Source organism: Arthrobacter rhizophilus (assembly GCF_026241105.1).
In the GTDB taxonomy this organism is placed as follows: Bacteria; Actinomycetota; Actinomycetes; order Actinomycetales; family Micrococcaceae; genus Arthrobacter.
In genome coordinates this window covers 1-13,015 of record NZ_JAPFFT010000040.1, presented here as the reverse complement: position 1 = coordinate 13,015, position 13,015 = coordinate 1, and the positions used below count along the sequence as shown (strand labels likewise).

Annotated in this window: 13 protein-coding genes; 5 read left to right on the top strand and 8 right to left on the bottom strand. The window is 63.1% G+C overall.

Translation table 11 applies throughout. The annotated features are described in order from the left end of the window. Positions 1-4: 4 nt before the first annotated feature. Both OOZ51_RS20400 and OOZ51_RS20395 read left to right on the top strand, forming a co-directional pair. Positions 5-1,453, top strand: coding sequence for an amidohydrolase family protein (locus OOZ51_RS20400; RefSeq protein WP_265981668.1), 1,449 nt, complete (start codon positions 5-7; stop codon positions 1,451-1,453). A gap of 7 nt (positions 1,454-1,460) precedes the next feature. Further along, entirely contained in the window at positions 1,461-2,198 is a 738-nt protein-coding gene (locus OOZ51_RS20395; protein ID WP_265981666.1) for a maleate cis-trans isomerase family protein, read from the top strand. Between the two features lie 12 nt (positions 2,199-2,210). On the opposite strand, the gene OOZ51_RS20390 is transcribed toward OOZ51_RS20395, so the two are convergent. Then, entirely contained in the window at positions 2,211-2,414 is a 204-nt protein-coding gene (locus OOZ51_RS20390) for a cold-shock protein (RefSeq protein WP_035743560.1), read from the bottom strand. Between the two features lie 216 nt (positions 2,415-2,630). Further along, complete coding sequence (locus OOZ51_RS20385; RefSeq protein ID WP_265981661.1) at positions 2,631-3,689, bottom strand: iron ABC transporter substrate-binding protein; 1,059 nt, start codon at positions 3,687-3,689, stop codon at positions 2,631-2,633. Between the two features lie 351 nt (positions 3,690-4,040). Between OOZ51_RS20385 and OOZ51_RS20380 the strand changes: the two genes are divergently transcribed. Further along, positions 4,041-4,673: a hypothetical protein gene (locus OOZ51_RS20380; protein WP_265981660.1), complete on the top strand. Its 633-nt coding sequence runs from the start codon at positions 4,041-4,043 to the stop codon at positions 4,671-4,673. Positions 4,674-4,731: 58 nt separating this feature from the next. Then, complete coding sequence (locus OOZ51_RS20375) at positions 4,732-5,166, top strand: SRPBCC family protein (RefSeq protein ID WP_265981658.1); 435 nt, start codon at positions 4,732-4,734, stop codon at positions 5,164-5,166. Here OOZ51_RS20375 and OOZ51_RS20370 read toward each other — a convergent pair. Genes OOZ51_RS20370 through OOZ51_RS20350 form a run of 5 tightly spaced genes read right to left on the bottom strand, consistent with a single transcriptional unit; the run spans position 5,163 to position 9,537 of the window. Continuing rightward, complete coding sequence (locus OOZ51_RS20370) at positions 5,163-5,543, bottom strand: RidA family protein (protein WP_265981656.1); 381 nt, start codon at positions 5,541-5,543, stop codon at positions 5,163-5,165. The two genes, OOZ51_RS20375 and OOZ51_RS20370, sit on opposite strands and share 4 nt — an antisense overlap. 50 nt (positions 5,544-5,593) lie before the next feature. After that, positions 5,594-6,358, bottom strand: a complete 765-nt coding sequence (locus OOZ51_RS20365) for an amino acid ABC transporter ATP-binding protein (RefSeq protein ID WP_323054817.1) — start codon at positions 6,356-6,358, stop codon at positions 5,594-5,596. Further along, complete coding sequence (locus tag OOZ51_RS20360; protein ID WP_265981654.1) at positions 6,355-7,278, bottom strand: amino acid ABC transporter permease; 924 nt, start codon at positions 7,276-7,278, stop codon at positions 6,355-6,357. The genes OOZ51_RS20365 and OOZ51_RS20360 overlap by 4 nt, the downstream gene beginning before the upstream one ends. Before the next feature lie 13 nt (positions 7,279-7,291). Beyond that, positions 7,292-8,239, bottom strand: a complete 948-nt coding sequence (locus tag OOZ51_RS20355; protein ID WP_265981652.1) for an ABC transporter substrate-binding protein — start codon at positions 8,237-8,239, stop codon at positions 7,292-7,294. Next, on the bottom strand, positions 8,236-9,537 hold the full coding sequence (locus OOZ51_RS20350; protein ID WP_265981649.1) for an alpha-hydroxy acid oxidase: 1,302 nt from the start codon (positions 9,535-9,537) through the stop codon (positions 8,236-8,238). The genes OOZ51_RS20355 and OOZ51_RS20350 overlap by 4 nt, the downstream gene beginning before the upstream one ends. A gap of 125 nt (positions 9,538-9,662) precedes the next feature. On the opposite strand from OOZ51_RS20350, the gene OOZ51_RS20345 reads away from it, so the two are divergent. After that, entirely contained in the window at positions 9,663-11,354 is a 1,692-nt protein-coding gene (locus OOZ51_RS20345) for a PucR family transcriptional regulator (protein WP_265981646.1), read from the top strand. A 14-nt stretch (positions 11,355-11,368) separates the two neighbouring features. On the opposite strand, the gene OOZ51_RS20340 is transcribed toward OOZ51_RS20345, so the two are convergent. Then, a partial coding sequence (locus tag OOZ51_RS20340; RefSeq protein ID WP_265981644.1) for a fibronectin type III domain-containing protein occupies positions 11,369-13,015 on the bottom strand: 1,647 nt, incomplete at its 5' end.

Below are 13,015 nucleotides of genomic sequence, written 5' to 3'. Positions count from 1 at the left end.
AACCGTGACTATTCCCGATCTCGTCATCGCCCACGGCACCGTGGTCAACAGCACTGTCTTCAATAACACTGGCCGGCAGGCCGCCCATGTAGTGATCGACGGCGGCCGCATCGCCCAGCTGATCGACGCCGCCGAACCGGTCCCCGCGGCTGCACGCACTGTCGATGCGTCCGGCAAGTTGGTCATTCCGGGTGGCGTTGACGGCCATTGCCATGTGGCCCAAGTGACCGGCCGCTTCCGCACCTTGGACGACTACCGCACCACCTCTATCGCGGCCCTGTGGGGCGGCACCACCACCATCATCGACTTCGGCATTCCACGCGATGCCCAGGAATCCCCACTCGATGCTGTCCTCAACAAGAAGCGCTTGGCCGCCGAGTCCCGCTGCGATGTGGCGCTGCACGGGTCCGTGGTCAGCTGGGACGAGACCGTGCCGTGGCAGCTGGAGCAGCTCGCCGCCGAGGGCGTCCGTTCGGTGAAGATGTATACCACCAACCGCGGCTCCACCATGGCCGACGGCGACACCATCCTGAAGGTCATGCGCGAAATGGTCCGCTTGGACGGACTCACCTATATCCATGCCGAGCACGATCCCATCATTGCCGACTGCACCGAGCAGCACGCCTCGGATGGCCGGATCGGCATCGAGCACCTGCATTCCACGCGGCCCGAACTCGCCGAGGAAATCTCCGTCAAAGAGACTCTGGCAATGGCCGAGTACACCGGAGCGCCCGTCTATTTTGTGCACCAGTCGACCCCCGGCGCTGTGGATCTTGTCAGCGAGGCCCGCAATCGTGGCCAGGAGGCCTACTCGGAGACGTGCCCGCACTACTTGACGCTTGATGACACCGTCTACGGCAGCGATTTCCCCGAATGGTATGCGTGCTGCCCACCCATGCGCAGCGCTGAAACCGTCGCCGCACTGAAGGAACGCCTCACGGCCGGAGCCATCCACACCGTGTCCTCGGACCACTCCTGCTACGACCTCTCGCAAAAGCGCGAGCGCACCGACGACGTCCGCTTCATGCCACACGGACTGCCCGGCGTCGAGACCCGCATGCCCGTCACGTTCACGGCGATGGCGTCCAGCAGTTCCGTGGAGGATTTCGTCGAGGTCTTCTCAGCGGGTCCCGCGCGGATCAATGCCGTGCCACGCAAGGGTGCCATCGCGGCCGGGTTCGACGCCGATCTGCTCGTCTTTGATCCCGCCGAAGAACGCGAGGTCGACGGCGGCGCCCTCCACATGGGGACTGACTTCTCGCCTTTCGAAGGGAAGACGCTGAGCGGCTGGCCCGCCGTCGTCGTCTCCGCCGGACGCGTAGTGATCGACGACGGCGGTTTCCACGATCCCGGCCCTGTGGGCCGTTTCGTGCCCCGCGACGGCTTCACCGCACACCGCGACGCTCTGTCCGTTCGAAAATCGCTGCCCGTTCCCACCACCGTTTCTGCTTAGGAGCCTCATGCCTTCCGCACATCGCCCCACCCGCATCGGCATGATCGTGCCGTCGTCCAACACCTGCCTGGAGCCGCAGAGCTACCGCATCCTCGGGGAGCGGCAGGACGTAACCATCCATTCCACGCGGATTCCGGTCACCCGGATTGCGCTGGATGATTCCTCGGACAAGCAGTTCGACTCTGCCGTCATGCGGGAGGCAGCCGGATTGCTTGCGACGGCGGAAGTGGACGTGATCGCGTGGAACGGGACCTCAGGTTCCTGGCTCGGCGCCGCGCATGACGAGGCCCTGGTCCGGGAAATCACCGAAGCCACGGGAATCCCCGCCACGACGTCTACCCTGGCGTACCTGGAAGCCTTCAAAACGTTCGGCACAGAGCGGATCGGCATGTTCACGCCGTACACCGGGGACGTCAATCAAGCCGTCATAGAGTCCTACGCGCGCGAAGGAATCAAGACGGTGGATCACCGCCACCTGGACCTGAGAAACAACGAATCCTTCGCGCGGGTCACGGACGCGGAGATGCTGCCCGGGTCCTTGGAACTTGCAGCCTCGAACCCGGATGCTCTTATTTACTTGTGCACAAACCTTTACGGAGCCAACATCACCGCGGAGGTGGAGGAATCCACAGGGGTGCCGGTGCTGGATTCCGTAGCGGTGACGTTGTGGCACTGCCTCAAGCTTGCAGGAGCCCCCTTGCTTGCGCCGAGGTGGGGCCGTCTGCTGGCAGAACTCCCTAGGTAAAGTGCCCTAGCTTCACAGGGGTTGGATGTTCTCCGCCTGGGGGCCTTTCGGGCCCTGCACGACGTCGAACTGGACCCGCTGATTCTCGTCCAGTGATCGGTACCCACTCGAGGCGATTGCCGAGTAGTGGGCAAAGACGTCCGCCGAACCGTCGTCGGGGGCAATGAAGCCGAAACCCTTCTCGGCGTTGAACCATTTGACAATACCTGTTGCCACGGCCATGTTCCTTCTCTGAATCTGACTGACCATCGGCTTCAAACCCGATGCCCCCGGACGCATACGTCCGCTTCCTCAAACCTACGGTGCGGGGTTCGGGGGCGCAAGGATCTTCGGGGGTCTTGGTGTTCCCGGGCGCGCCGAATCTTGAGGATTTATTGCCTAGGGCCGGCCTGCAGCAGCAAGCCGGCCCTAAGGACTACAAGATGCCGGGAACTAGAGGAGCCCGACCTTGGTCATCAGCTCGGTGACCTTCTCGCTGTTGAGCTTGGCGGGGTCCACCGAAGGTGCCTGGAGATCCTTGAGAGGCACCAGCTTGGAGTTGGCCGGCACATCCGAGCCAACCGTGTATTCAAAGGAGTCACCGGTCTGGAGGACCTGCTGGCCCGCTTTGCCCGTGATGAACTTCAGGAACTGCTGGGCCTGGGCCTGCTTCTTACTTGAGGCCAGGACAGCGCCGCCCGAGACGCTGACGAACGCACCAGGGTCCTGGTTCTTGAAGTATTCGAGATCAACGTTCTTGCTGTTCTCTCCAGTCTGGGCCTGGTCCACGAAAGAGTAGTAGTGGTATAGGACGCCCGCGTCGACCTCGCCGGCGTTCACAGCCGCGAGCACCGGAGTGTCGTCCTTGTAGGACTTGAAGTTGCTTTTCGCAGCCTCCAGCCATTTCTGGGTTGCGTCTTCCCCCTTGAGCGCAAGCATCGCGCTCACGATGGCCTGGAAATCCGCTCCGCCGGTGGACGCGCCGATGCGCCCCTTCCAAGCCGGATCGGAGAGGTCCATCAAGGACTTGGGGAGCTTGTCAGCAGTGAGCTTGCTCTTGTTGTAGGCCAGCACGGTGGAGCGGGCGGCGATGCCCGTCCAGTCGCCGGTGGAGGGCCGGTACTGCGAAGGGACCTGGCTGAGGGTTGCTTGATCTACCGGGGAAAGCAGGCCGGCACTAGCGATGCGGACCATGGCCGGGGAGTTTTCCGTGAGGAAAACGTCCGCAGGAGAGTTCTTGCCCTCCTCGGTGAGCTGGTTGCTCATTTCAAGGTCGTCACCATTGCGGAGCGTTACCTTGATTCCCGTTTCCTTGGTGAAGGCGTCCACCCATGCGCCGGTGAGGTTTTCGTGCTGCGCGTTGTACACGACGATGCCGTCGCCGGATGCCGCCGCACCGGATCCGGAGCTACCGGTTGCGGTTCCGCTGGGTGAGCCGCTGCACGCCGAAAGTGCCAGCAGCGTGGCCGTGGCGGCGGCAAGGGCCGTAGCGGGTTTGATGCCGAATTTCATGGGGGCCTTTCGAGGTCCCGGCCGGGACCGGGACAGTTGGGAGATGCAGTTGGGGAGCAGCGCCTTGGTAGGCAAGGCAAACCTAACTGTAATAACAACATGCCATTGTTGCGTAATTCAGAACACGCTGAGGTCGACTGTTACAAAGAACAAGCCGCGGCGGGTCGTTGTGCATCCCCTCCGAAGTCCCACCGCTGTTGCCACGCGTTAAGAGAGCGCTAAATCTCCGCCAGCCGGCGTAAGGAAACCATTAAGACCGATGACGGCGGCCCCGTTTGGTGGTCTGATGAAAAGCGGAAGCACCCGCCATCCGGGCTTCGAGCCGACCCTCCGTAGAGAGCTGAATTCACCATGGAACGGATTGACCTCAACACAGGAAAGGCCCACGACGCCGAGCCTTCGGGCGCGCGCACTCAAGACTACGTCGTGGTCGATGACCAAGGTGATTTCACCTACTACCCGTCCGAGGCCACGATGCTCGAAGACATGGAGTACATTGACGAAGCAGCCAGCATTCTCGACCGCGCGGGCAACGACTTCCGTTTGACGTTGGAAGAGGACCGCAAGCTAAGGCTGGGTTCCTCGTTCGGCCGGGTGGAATTCACTTCGCTCCGCCAGGCATGGATGAACGACCGGCGCCGGGACCCGCAGGCGCATCGATTGCTCCGCCTCTACCCCACCACTTTGGACGCCCTTCTGGCTGGAATATTTGAAACCTTGACCCTTGAACTCGCCATCCAAGCCGCCAACTCAACATGGGTATTGGACGTGGGAGGAGAGGAAACGCACCCGGCGACGCTCAAGGACGTCGATGGCTTCCTCGCTGGGCTGGATCATCTTGAGCTGGCAACTGTGCGCGACCCCTTCGGACACGACTACCGGCCAATCCGCCACGCCTCACACCGCTTTCACACCCCTGGTGCAGGGGCGATCTACTACGTGGAGATTGAACCCCACCCCGAAGAGGCCGGCCCCGCGAGTTAGGTTCGCAGCCACCACGTACTCTTTGACTGGAAGGCCACACCCACGCGGAGGAACAACCATGGTGAATGTCCAGACCGAAATACTCATCCAGCGGCCTCGTGAGATCGTAGCGAGCTATGCTTCCAACCCGGATAATGCGCCAGTTTGGTATGTGAACATACGATCTGCACAGTGGCAGACTCCGCAGCCCCTGGCTGTCGGATCCCGGGTTGCCTTCACCGCGCGATTCCTGGGCCGCAATCTGGACTATGTCTACGAATTCACCGAGCTTGTTCCGGGAGAGAAACTCACCATGCGTACCAGCCAAGGTCCTTTCCCGATGCGGACCACCTACACCTGGTCCGATGAGAAAGGCGCCACCCGCATGACCCTCCGCAACACGGGCGAGCCCTCCGGGTTTTCCGCGCTTGCGGGCATCGTCATGGCGCCAATGATGCGCATGGCCATGCGCAAGGACCTGGAGAACCTCAAGAAAATCCTCGAGGCCAACTAGGGCACGACGGCGACAACGTCGATTTCGACGAGGAAATCGCCTAGGAACGAACCCACCGTAGTCCGGGCCGGGTACGGGTTTTCGACGAACTTTTCGTAGATGGCGTTGAATCCCGCGAAGTCCCTGCCCGGGTGGTGCAGGTGCACCGTTGCTTTGACGACGTCGGAGAATTCCAGCCCGTGCGCGTCCAAGACCGCGCCCAGGTTGTTCATGGCCTGGAGCGTCTGCTCTTCGATGGTGGTTCCCACGGTGTCCCCCGTGATGGGGTCGTGCGGTGTTTGGCCAGCCGTGTATAGGAAGCCGTTGGCAACGATTGCCTGGGAGTAGGGCCCGGCCGGGCTGGGGGCGAGATCGGTGCTTACCTGCTGTCGAAGCATTGGACTGGTTCCTTTCTGGGACCGGCGCGAAGGCCGGGATTGCTGATGTCTTAGAGGACCTTGGAGAGAAACGCCTGGGTACGTTCGTGTTGCGGGTTGCCCAGGACGTCCTCCGGCTTGCCGCTTTCAACAACCACGCCCTGGTCCATGAAGACCACTTGGTCGCTGACTTGGCGCGCAAAGCCGAGCTCGTGGGTGACCACCACCATGGTCATCCCGGCTTCGGCCAGGGACTTCATGACGTCGAGCACTTCGCCAACGAGCTCCGGGTCCAGCGCCGACGTTGGTTCGTCGAACAGCATGAGCTTGGGTTTCATGGCCAGTGCACGTGCAATTGCGATCCGCTGCTGTTGCCCGCCGGAAAGTTCCTGGGGGTAGGAATGTCCCCTGTTTCCAAGCCCTACCCGGTCAAGCAACGCCTGCGCTTCCTCGACCACCTCGTTCCGGGGACGGCGCAGGACGTGTACCGGCGCTTCCACGACGTTTTCCAGCACGGTCATGTGCGGAAAGAGATTGAAGCGTTGGAAGACCATCCCCGCGGTCAGTCGGGAACGGGCAGTCTGCCGTTCCTTCATTTCGTAGAGGCGTCCGTTCCGCTCGGAGTAACCGACCAGATGTTCGTCGACGTACAGGCGTCCGGCGTCGACCTTTTCCAGGTGGTTGATGCATCGAAGGAAGGTGGTTTTCCCGGAGCCGGACGGACCGATGAGGCAAGTTACGGAGCCTCGTTCAACTTTCAGATCAATGCCCTTGAGGATTTCCGTCGAGCCGAAGCTCTTGCGGACTCCTTGGGCCTCCACCATTGCGGTACTCATCGTGCTGTCCTTGTCTTTAGCCGGCGCGTCCGTCGCGGTGCAGCGTCGAAGCCGCGGCCATACCGTCGTTCGAGTTTGGTTTGGAAGAAGCTCAGGATGGTTGTCATGAGCAGGTACCAGAGGCTCGCGACGATGAGCAGCGGGATGGTCTGGTAGTTGTTGGCGTAGATGATCTGCGCCGAATAGAGCAGGTCCGAGATGGCCAGGACGCTGACCAGGGCAGTGCCTTTGAGCATCGAAATGACCTGGTTGCCGGTCGGCGGGAGAACTACGCGCATCGCCTGCGGCAGGATGACCCGGCTCATGAGTTTGCTGCCGTTCATTCCAAGTGCCCGGGCGGCGTCGTATTGACCCTTATCCACGGATCCGATGCCACCTCGGATGATCTCGGCCATGTAGGCGGCCTCGTTCAGGGACAGCCCAAGCAGGGCTGCGCCGAGCGGGGACACGAGCACGTTCGCCGATCCGAGCACCACGGATGGGCCTCCGAACGGCAGCCCGAACGCGATCACCGGATACAAGGCGGCAATGTTGTACCAAAAGATGAGCTGCACGAGCAGCGGTGTGCCGCGAAAGAACCAGATGTAGGCCCGGCTGATGGTGTTCACGATCGGGTTCGCCGAAAGCCGCATGATCGCCAGGACTGTACCAAGGGCGATGCCGACACTCATCGACACCACCGTGAGGAGGATCGTGAGCCCGGCGCCCGTGATGATCTGCGGAGCGAAGAGATAGGAGACGACGACGTCCCAGTGGTACCGCTGGTTTACCGCGACGTCCCACGCGGCACTGAACGCGACAAGAATGAGGACGATCGCGATGGCGAGGCGCACCGGGTGCCTGAGCGGCACCACGGGGATGGAGTCACCAGGCGCAGACGGCGCGTCCTGCGTGATTTCGGGGGCAGAGTGTTGCTGCATGATGGTCACCTTTTTATTGGGCGAAATTGACGCGGGCGTCGGTAATGGCGCTGGATGCAAGGCCGTACTTCCCAAGGACCTTGAGGTAGGAGTCGCTCTTGATCACGGTGTTGAGGGCAGCGGAGACGGACTTGACCAGGCCCGAGTCCTTCGGAATGCCGACACTGACGGGCGTGAAGCTGTATTGGGCGGCGATTTCGATCTGCGGGTTCTGGGTGGCAGCGAAGTTCAGGATGGGCGAATCCGCCAGCGCCGCGTCGAGCCTTCCACTGGTCAGGGCCGAAATGGCTTGCCGCGTGTCCTGGAACTCGTTGGTCTGGATCTTGTCCTTGCCGCTGTCCGTGCACGTCTTGTCGAAATCGGGGACATCGACCGTGAGCTGGTAGGACCCGGTCAGAACGCCCACCTTCTTGCCGCAGAGGGACTTTTCATTGACCGCCAGCGGATTGCCTTTCGCGACGGCGACGGTGCTGCCCATTTGCATATAGTCAACGAAATCAAGCACCTTCATGCGCTCCGCCGTCGGGGTCATCGAGGAGACGGTCATGTCATACCGTCCGGCGGCGATCCCGGGGATGATGGAATCGAAATTGGCCACCTGGATTTCGACCTTCACTCCGAGCGACTGGCCGATCAGGCGTGCGACGTCAGGATTCGCCCCCGTCATCTCCTGCGTACCCTCCCGGTAAAACTGGGTCGGCGGCTCGTTGGTGGGGATGGCCACCCGCAGGACCTTCGACGCTTTGATGGATTCAGGCAGTAGCTGCGCTGCGGCCTGGTTGACCTCGAGTGCGGGGGCGCTCGCGTCCTGCCCTGCCGTCCCGCCCGGCGACGCTGCCGAAGCGGTGGATGTTGTTGGCGCGCATGCGGTGACGGCCAGCAACAGCGTTGCCGTTACGACAGCGGCAGGGACACCGAGCCGTGAGCGTTCCGTGCGGGAGTTGATGGTTGGGAATTTCATCGGGAGGACCTCGTTTCTATGTAGGCCATCTGGGCCTCGGGGTTTGTGGTGGGGGTGATGCCTGGAAACGCTTCGTTGCGGTGCCGGATCAGGCCGCGGCCTTCTTCCCGGAGTTCCTGGATCGTGGAGACTCCGAGGAGCATCATGGTGCGTGTCATTTCCGCGGCGAACAGTTTCAAAACGTGTGCGACGCCGGCCTGGCTGGCCGCCGCAAGTCCGTAGAGGTAGGGGCGGCCGATGGAGCAGGCGTCCGCGCCGAGGGCGATAGCCTTGACGACGTCGGAGCCGCGGCGGATGCCGCCGTCGACGATGATTTCAAGCCGGCCGGCCGTCTTCTCGGCAATGTCGGGAAGGACGTCCAGCGGCGAGGCCATGTGGTCCAGTTGCCGGCCGCCGTGGTTGCTGACCTGGATGGCGTCGATTCCGAGTTCGGCGGCAATGACGGCGTCCTGGGGGTTGACCACGCCTTTGAGGATGATGGGACCGTTCCAGCGCGACCTCAGGTCCCGGATATCGTCCCAGTCCGTCGGTTCGTAGGATCCTGCCAGCAGCGTCCGCCACATGTCAGGGCTGCTGCTGAGCGGGCCTTCGGGAATTTCGGCGTCGAGGTTCGGGAAGGCAATCGCATCGTTGGCCAGGAATCCAAGGGCCCATCTGGGGTGCAATGCCCCTTCGATGACGGTCTTGGGCTTGATCGACGGCGGCGCGGTGAATCCGTTGTGGTAGTCCCGCTCCCGGTGGCCAATGGCCCGGCAGTCGACGTTGACCAGAAGCGCCTCATAGCCTGCGTTCGAGACCCGGTCCAGAACGGCCTGCAGCAGGCCCTTATCGGCGGTGGGCTCGATATTGAACCATCGCCGAAGGCCTGGAGTGGCTGCACTGACATCCTCCATGGTGGTCGTGCTGAGGTGTGCGAGCCCGTAAGGGACGCCAGCTTCCATTGCCGCGCGGGCGACGGCGGTCTCGCCGTCGGGGTGGAAGAGCCGGGTGCCGCCGGTGGGCGAAAGCGTCAGCGGCATCGCTACCGGACCGCCCAAGAGCGTTGAGCCAAGGTCCAGATGCTCCACCGAGCCCCACTTCGGGAGGAAGGCCCAGTCATCGAAGGATGACCTGTTGCGCCTCAGGGAGACCTCGTCCTCGCCGCCGCCCTCGATGTAATCGAACACGCTTCCGGGAAGGCGTTTCGCGGCCAGTTTCCGCATGTCGTCAACGCTGTAGCATCGTCGGGACAGCCGCTCCGACACGGACCGGGCCGGTCCCCGCACCGAGGCCAGCGCCTTGATGTCCTTGAATCTCATTTTCTGTTCCTCTGTTTTTGGGGAAATCTCGTTTGGCGCCTTCCTCAATAGTGATGTAGATCTCGCCGCTTCTACATGTTGATTCCTCCATAAGATTCGCCACCAGCTTGTGATATCTTCCAAGCATGGATACGAAGGAAAAGCGGCAAGGAGAGCCCGATCTCCAGACCGCCGTGGTGCGATTGTCCGATTGCATCCAGCTCATGCAGGCCGATCTGGTTCACGCGAATCCCACCCCGGACAACCTCGGCCATCCCGTCTCCGACGTACTCATGTATGACCCCATGGACGAGTGGACCAACATTGATGGCCGGATCATCCTCGCCGTCGGGCTTGCGTGCGGTTCGCCGGATTTTGACCAACTGCTTCACCGGGCCTCGAACAGCAACTCAGCTGCAGTGATCGTCAAGGCACATGGAGCGCCCTTGGAGGAACTGCGGTCCGCCGCGATCCGCCACGACCTTGCCGTGCTCATCGCGCCGGACAAAACGGACTGGACGCGGCTTGTGGCGCTGGCCAGGGCATCCGTCGTAGGCGCGGCAGCGGATTCCGTGTCCGGGGTCCGGCTCGGGGACCTCTACGCCTTCGCCAACGCCGCCGCATCAATCACCAATGGTGCGGCCAGTATTGTCGATCCCCTCGGCAGGATCCTCGGCTACTCAACGCTGCCCGGCCAGCCCATCGACGAGCTCCGCCGTGTCACCACCCTCTCCCTGCAGGAGATCAGACCTCCGGCCTTCGATGCAGACTTCAAAATCGTTTACGCAGCCGCGGGTGCGGTGCTAATCCCGGCAATCGATGATGAGATGGCCCGGCTGGCACTGGCCGTGAGGGCCGGCGGAGAACTGCTCGGCTCGATCTGGATCATCGACCCGGGCGCAGACAAACGGGAGGCAGCCTTGGAGGCCCTCGACAGGATGGCGCCACTGGCTGGACTGCACATGCTCCACGCCCGATCTGCGTCCGATTTCGGCGAACGCCGGAACGGCGACTTGATCCGGACGCTCATGGAGGACCCGGGACACGCGCCCTTCGCCGCGGCTCAACTCGGGCTCGAATCCTCCGGCGGGCTCGCCGTCGCGGCCTTTTCGATCGTCCGCCCGGAAACCGGGAGCCTGGAATCGGTGCGGGAAATCCACCGGCTGCTGCACTTGGTGACCACCGTCTGCAACGTACAGTTCAACACCAGCCACAGTGCCCTCATTGACTCGGTGGTGTACGCACTTCTTCCCTCCGACGGGGCTACCTCAAGGGCAATCCATCGGCGCGTGGTCCAGGAAATCAGCGCGTACGCCCACACCATCAGCTCTTATCCGCTCATCGCGGCCGTCGGCGGCATCGCAGCCCGCGTAGAGGCGCTGCCCGGATCCAGATCGGAAGCCCTCCAAACACTCCAATACCTGCTGCGTCAAAAATCGGCCAAGACGAATGTCCCCAGCGCGGCCGTCCCCTCCGTGGGGCTGTTCGAGGACTACAGGATCCCGCTGAATCTCCTGAAGATCGGCACCTTCATTCGCGAGAACGGATTTGCCGACCTCGACGACATCGCAAGAATCCAGGCCTACGATTCCGAACAGCAGACCGACTACCTGGACACCCTGCGGGCCTACATGGCCACGAAGGGAAACATCTCCGCGATGGCGGGCCGCCTCCACGTGCACAACAACACGGTTCGCTACCGGATCTCACGCTTGGCCAAGGACTTTGACCTCGATCTAGAAGACCCGCAGAAGCGGCTCTGGTTGTGGCTGCGGCTCACCACCATGGACCTCGTAGATGACGCGGAATGGCTCACAGCCCAACCCGCGTCCAGTTAGGAGGGGCGGAGTGTTCACCCGTTGGTGAGGGTGACGTCGTCGAGGTACATCCAGGTGTCATCCGCCGGGCTGGCGCCGTCCAGGTGGACGTTGAACCAGAGCGTGATGGTCTGGCCCTTATACGCGGTCAGGTCGGCGGTGAGCTGGGTCCAGGTGCCGGTGTTGTTGCTGAGTTTGAACAGGCTGGCAAGGGTGGCGCCGCTGGTGGAGCGGACCTGTGCTTCCATCCAGTCGTACTGGCAGGTGGTGCCGCCGCATAGGTCATCCGCGGTATGCGGCTGATACCAGAAGGACAGAGTGGACGTCCCGGTGGCCGGCACGGTGATGGTCTGGGCCAGGGAGCTGTCACCCAAAGGCTCCGTTCCCGATGCCAGGCCCAGCAGTGCCGAGCCGGTTCCGCTGTGGGCAACGGTCGAAGCCACGGGTGCCCTGACGCCGCCGGTGGTCCAGGACGTCAGTCCGGATTCGAACCCGCCGTTGGCAATGCCTGACGTGGTTGTTGCCGTGGGGGTGACCGGTGCCGAGGCCGCCGACGCCGGCGAGGTGCCCACCGCGTTCGTGGCCGTGACCGTGAAGGTGTAAGCGGTGCCGTTCGTCAGACCTGTCACGGTCGCCGTCGTCGCCGGCGGGTTGCCGGACACCGTCACCGGAGCCAGGGCCGTGGTGCCAGCGTGCGGGGTGACCGCGTAGGAAGTAATCGCCGAACCACCATTAGCCGGCGCCGTCCAGGACACGGTGGCCGAAGCGTTCCCGGCGGTGGCTGTCACCCCCGAAGGAGCGGCAGGCGCCGTCGCGGTGGTTGGGCTGTTAGTGAGGGTGACGTCGTCAAGGTACATCCAGGTGTCATCGGCCGGGCTGGCCCCGTCGAGGTGGACGTTGAACCAGAGCGTGATGGTCTGGCCCTTGTACGCGGAGAGGTCTGCGGTGAGTTGGGTCCAGGTGCCGGAGTTGCTCGAGAGTTTGAACAGGCTGGCCAGAGTGGTGCCTGTGGTGTTGCGGACCTGGGCTTCCATCCAGTCGTACTGGCAGGTGGTGCCGCTGCATACGTCGTCCGCGGTGTGGGGCTGGTACCAGAAGGACAGCGTGGACGTCCCGGTGGCCGGCACGGTGATGGTCTGGGCCAGGCTGCTGTCACCCAGAGGCTCAGTTCCCGACGCCAGGCCCAGCAGCGCCGAGCCGCTGCCGGTGTGGGCCGTGGTGGAGGCAACGGGTGCCCTGACCCCGCCGGTGGTCCAGGAGGTCAGCCCGGATTCGAACCCGCCGTTGGCAATGGTCGACGTGGTTGTTGCCGTCGGAGTGACCGGCGGTGAGGCCGCCGACGCCGGGGAGGTGCCCACCGCGTTCGTGGCCGTCACCGTGAACGTATACGCCGTCCCGTTCGTCAGACCCGTCACCGTGGCCGTCGTCGCAGGCGGATTGCCCGTCACCGTCACCGGAGCAAGGGTGGTCGTACCCGCATGCGGGGTCACGGCATAGGAGGTGATCGGAGAACCGCCGTTGGCCGGAGCCGTCCACGACACGGTCGCCGAGGCATTCCCGGCGGTGGCTGTTAGCCCGCTAGGAGCTGCAGGCGCGGTCGCAGGAGTAACCGGCGCCGAGGCCGCCGACGCTGGCGAGGTGCCGATGGCGTTCGTGGCCGTCACCGTGAAGGTGTAGGCCGT

Coding starts and splice junctions, on each gene's coding strand:
- OOZ51_RS20395 (WP_265981666.1), top strand. CDS start 1,461: ATGCCTTCCGCACATCGCCCCACCCGCATCGGCATGATCGTGCCGTCG.
- OOZ51_RS20385 (WP_265981661.1), bottom strand. CDS start 3,689: ATGAAATTCGGCATCAAACCCGCTACGGCCCTTGCCGCCGCCACGGCC.
- OOZ51_RS20380 (WP_265981660.1), top strand. CDS start 4,041: ATGGAACGGATTGACCTCAACACAGGAAAGGCCCACGACGCCGAGCCT.
- OOZ51_RS20375 (WP_265981658.1), top strand. CDS start 4,732: ATGGTGAATGTCCAGACCGAAATACTCATCCAGCGGCCTCGTGAGATC.
- OOZ51_RS20370 (WP_265981656.1), bottom strand. CDS start 5,543: ATGCTTCGACAGCAGGTAAGCACCGATCTCGCCCCCAGCCCGGCCGGG.
- OOZ51_RS20365 (WP_323054817.1), bottom strand. CDS start 6,358: ATGAGTACCGCAATGGTGGAGGCCCAAGGAGTCCGCAAGAGCTTCGGC.
- OOZ51_RS20360 (WP_265981654.1), bottom strand. CDS start 7,278: ATGCAGCAACACTCTGCCCCCGAAATCACGCAGGACGCGCCGTCTGCG.
- OOZ51_RS20355 (WP_265981652.1), bottom strand. CDS start 8,239: ATGAAATTCCCAACCATCAACTCCCGCACGGAACGCTCACGGCTCGGT.
- OOZ51_RS20350 (WP_265981649.1), bottom strand. CDS start 9,537: ATGAGATTCAAGGACATCAAGGCGCTGGCCTCGGTGCGGGGACCGGCC.
- OOZ51_RS20345 (WP_265981646.1), top strand. CDS start 9,663: ATGGATACGAAGGAAAAGCGGCAAGGAGAGCCCGATCTCCAGACCGCC.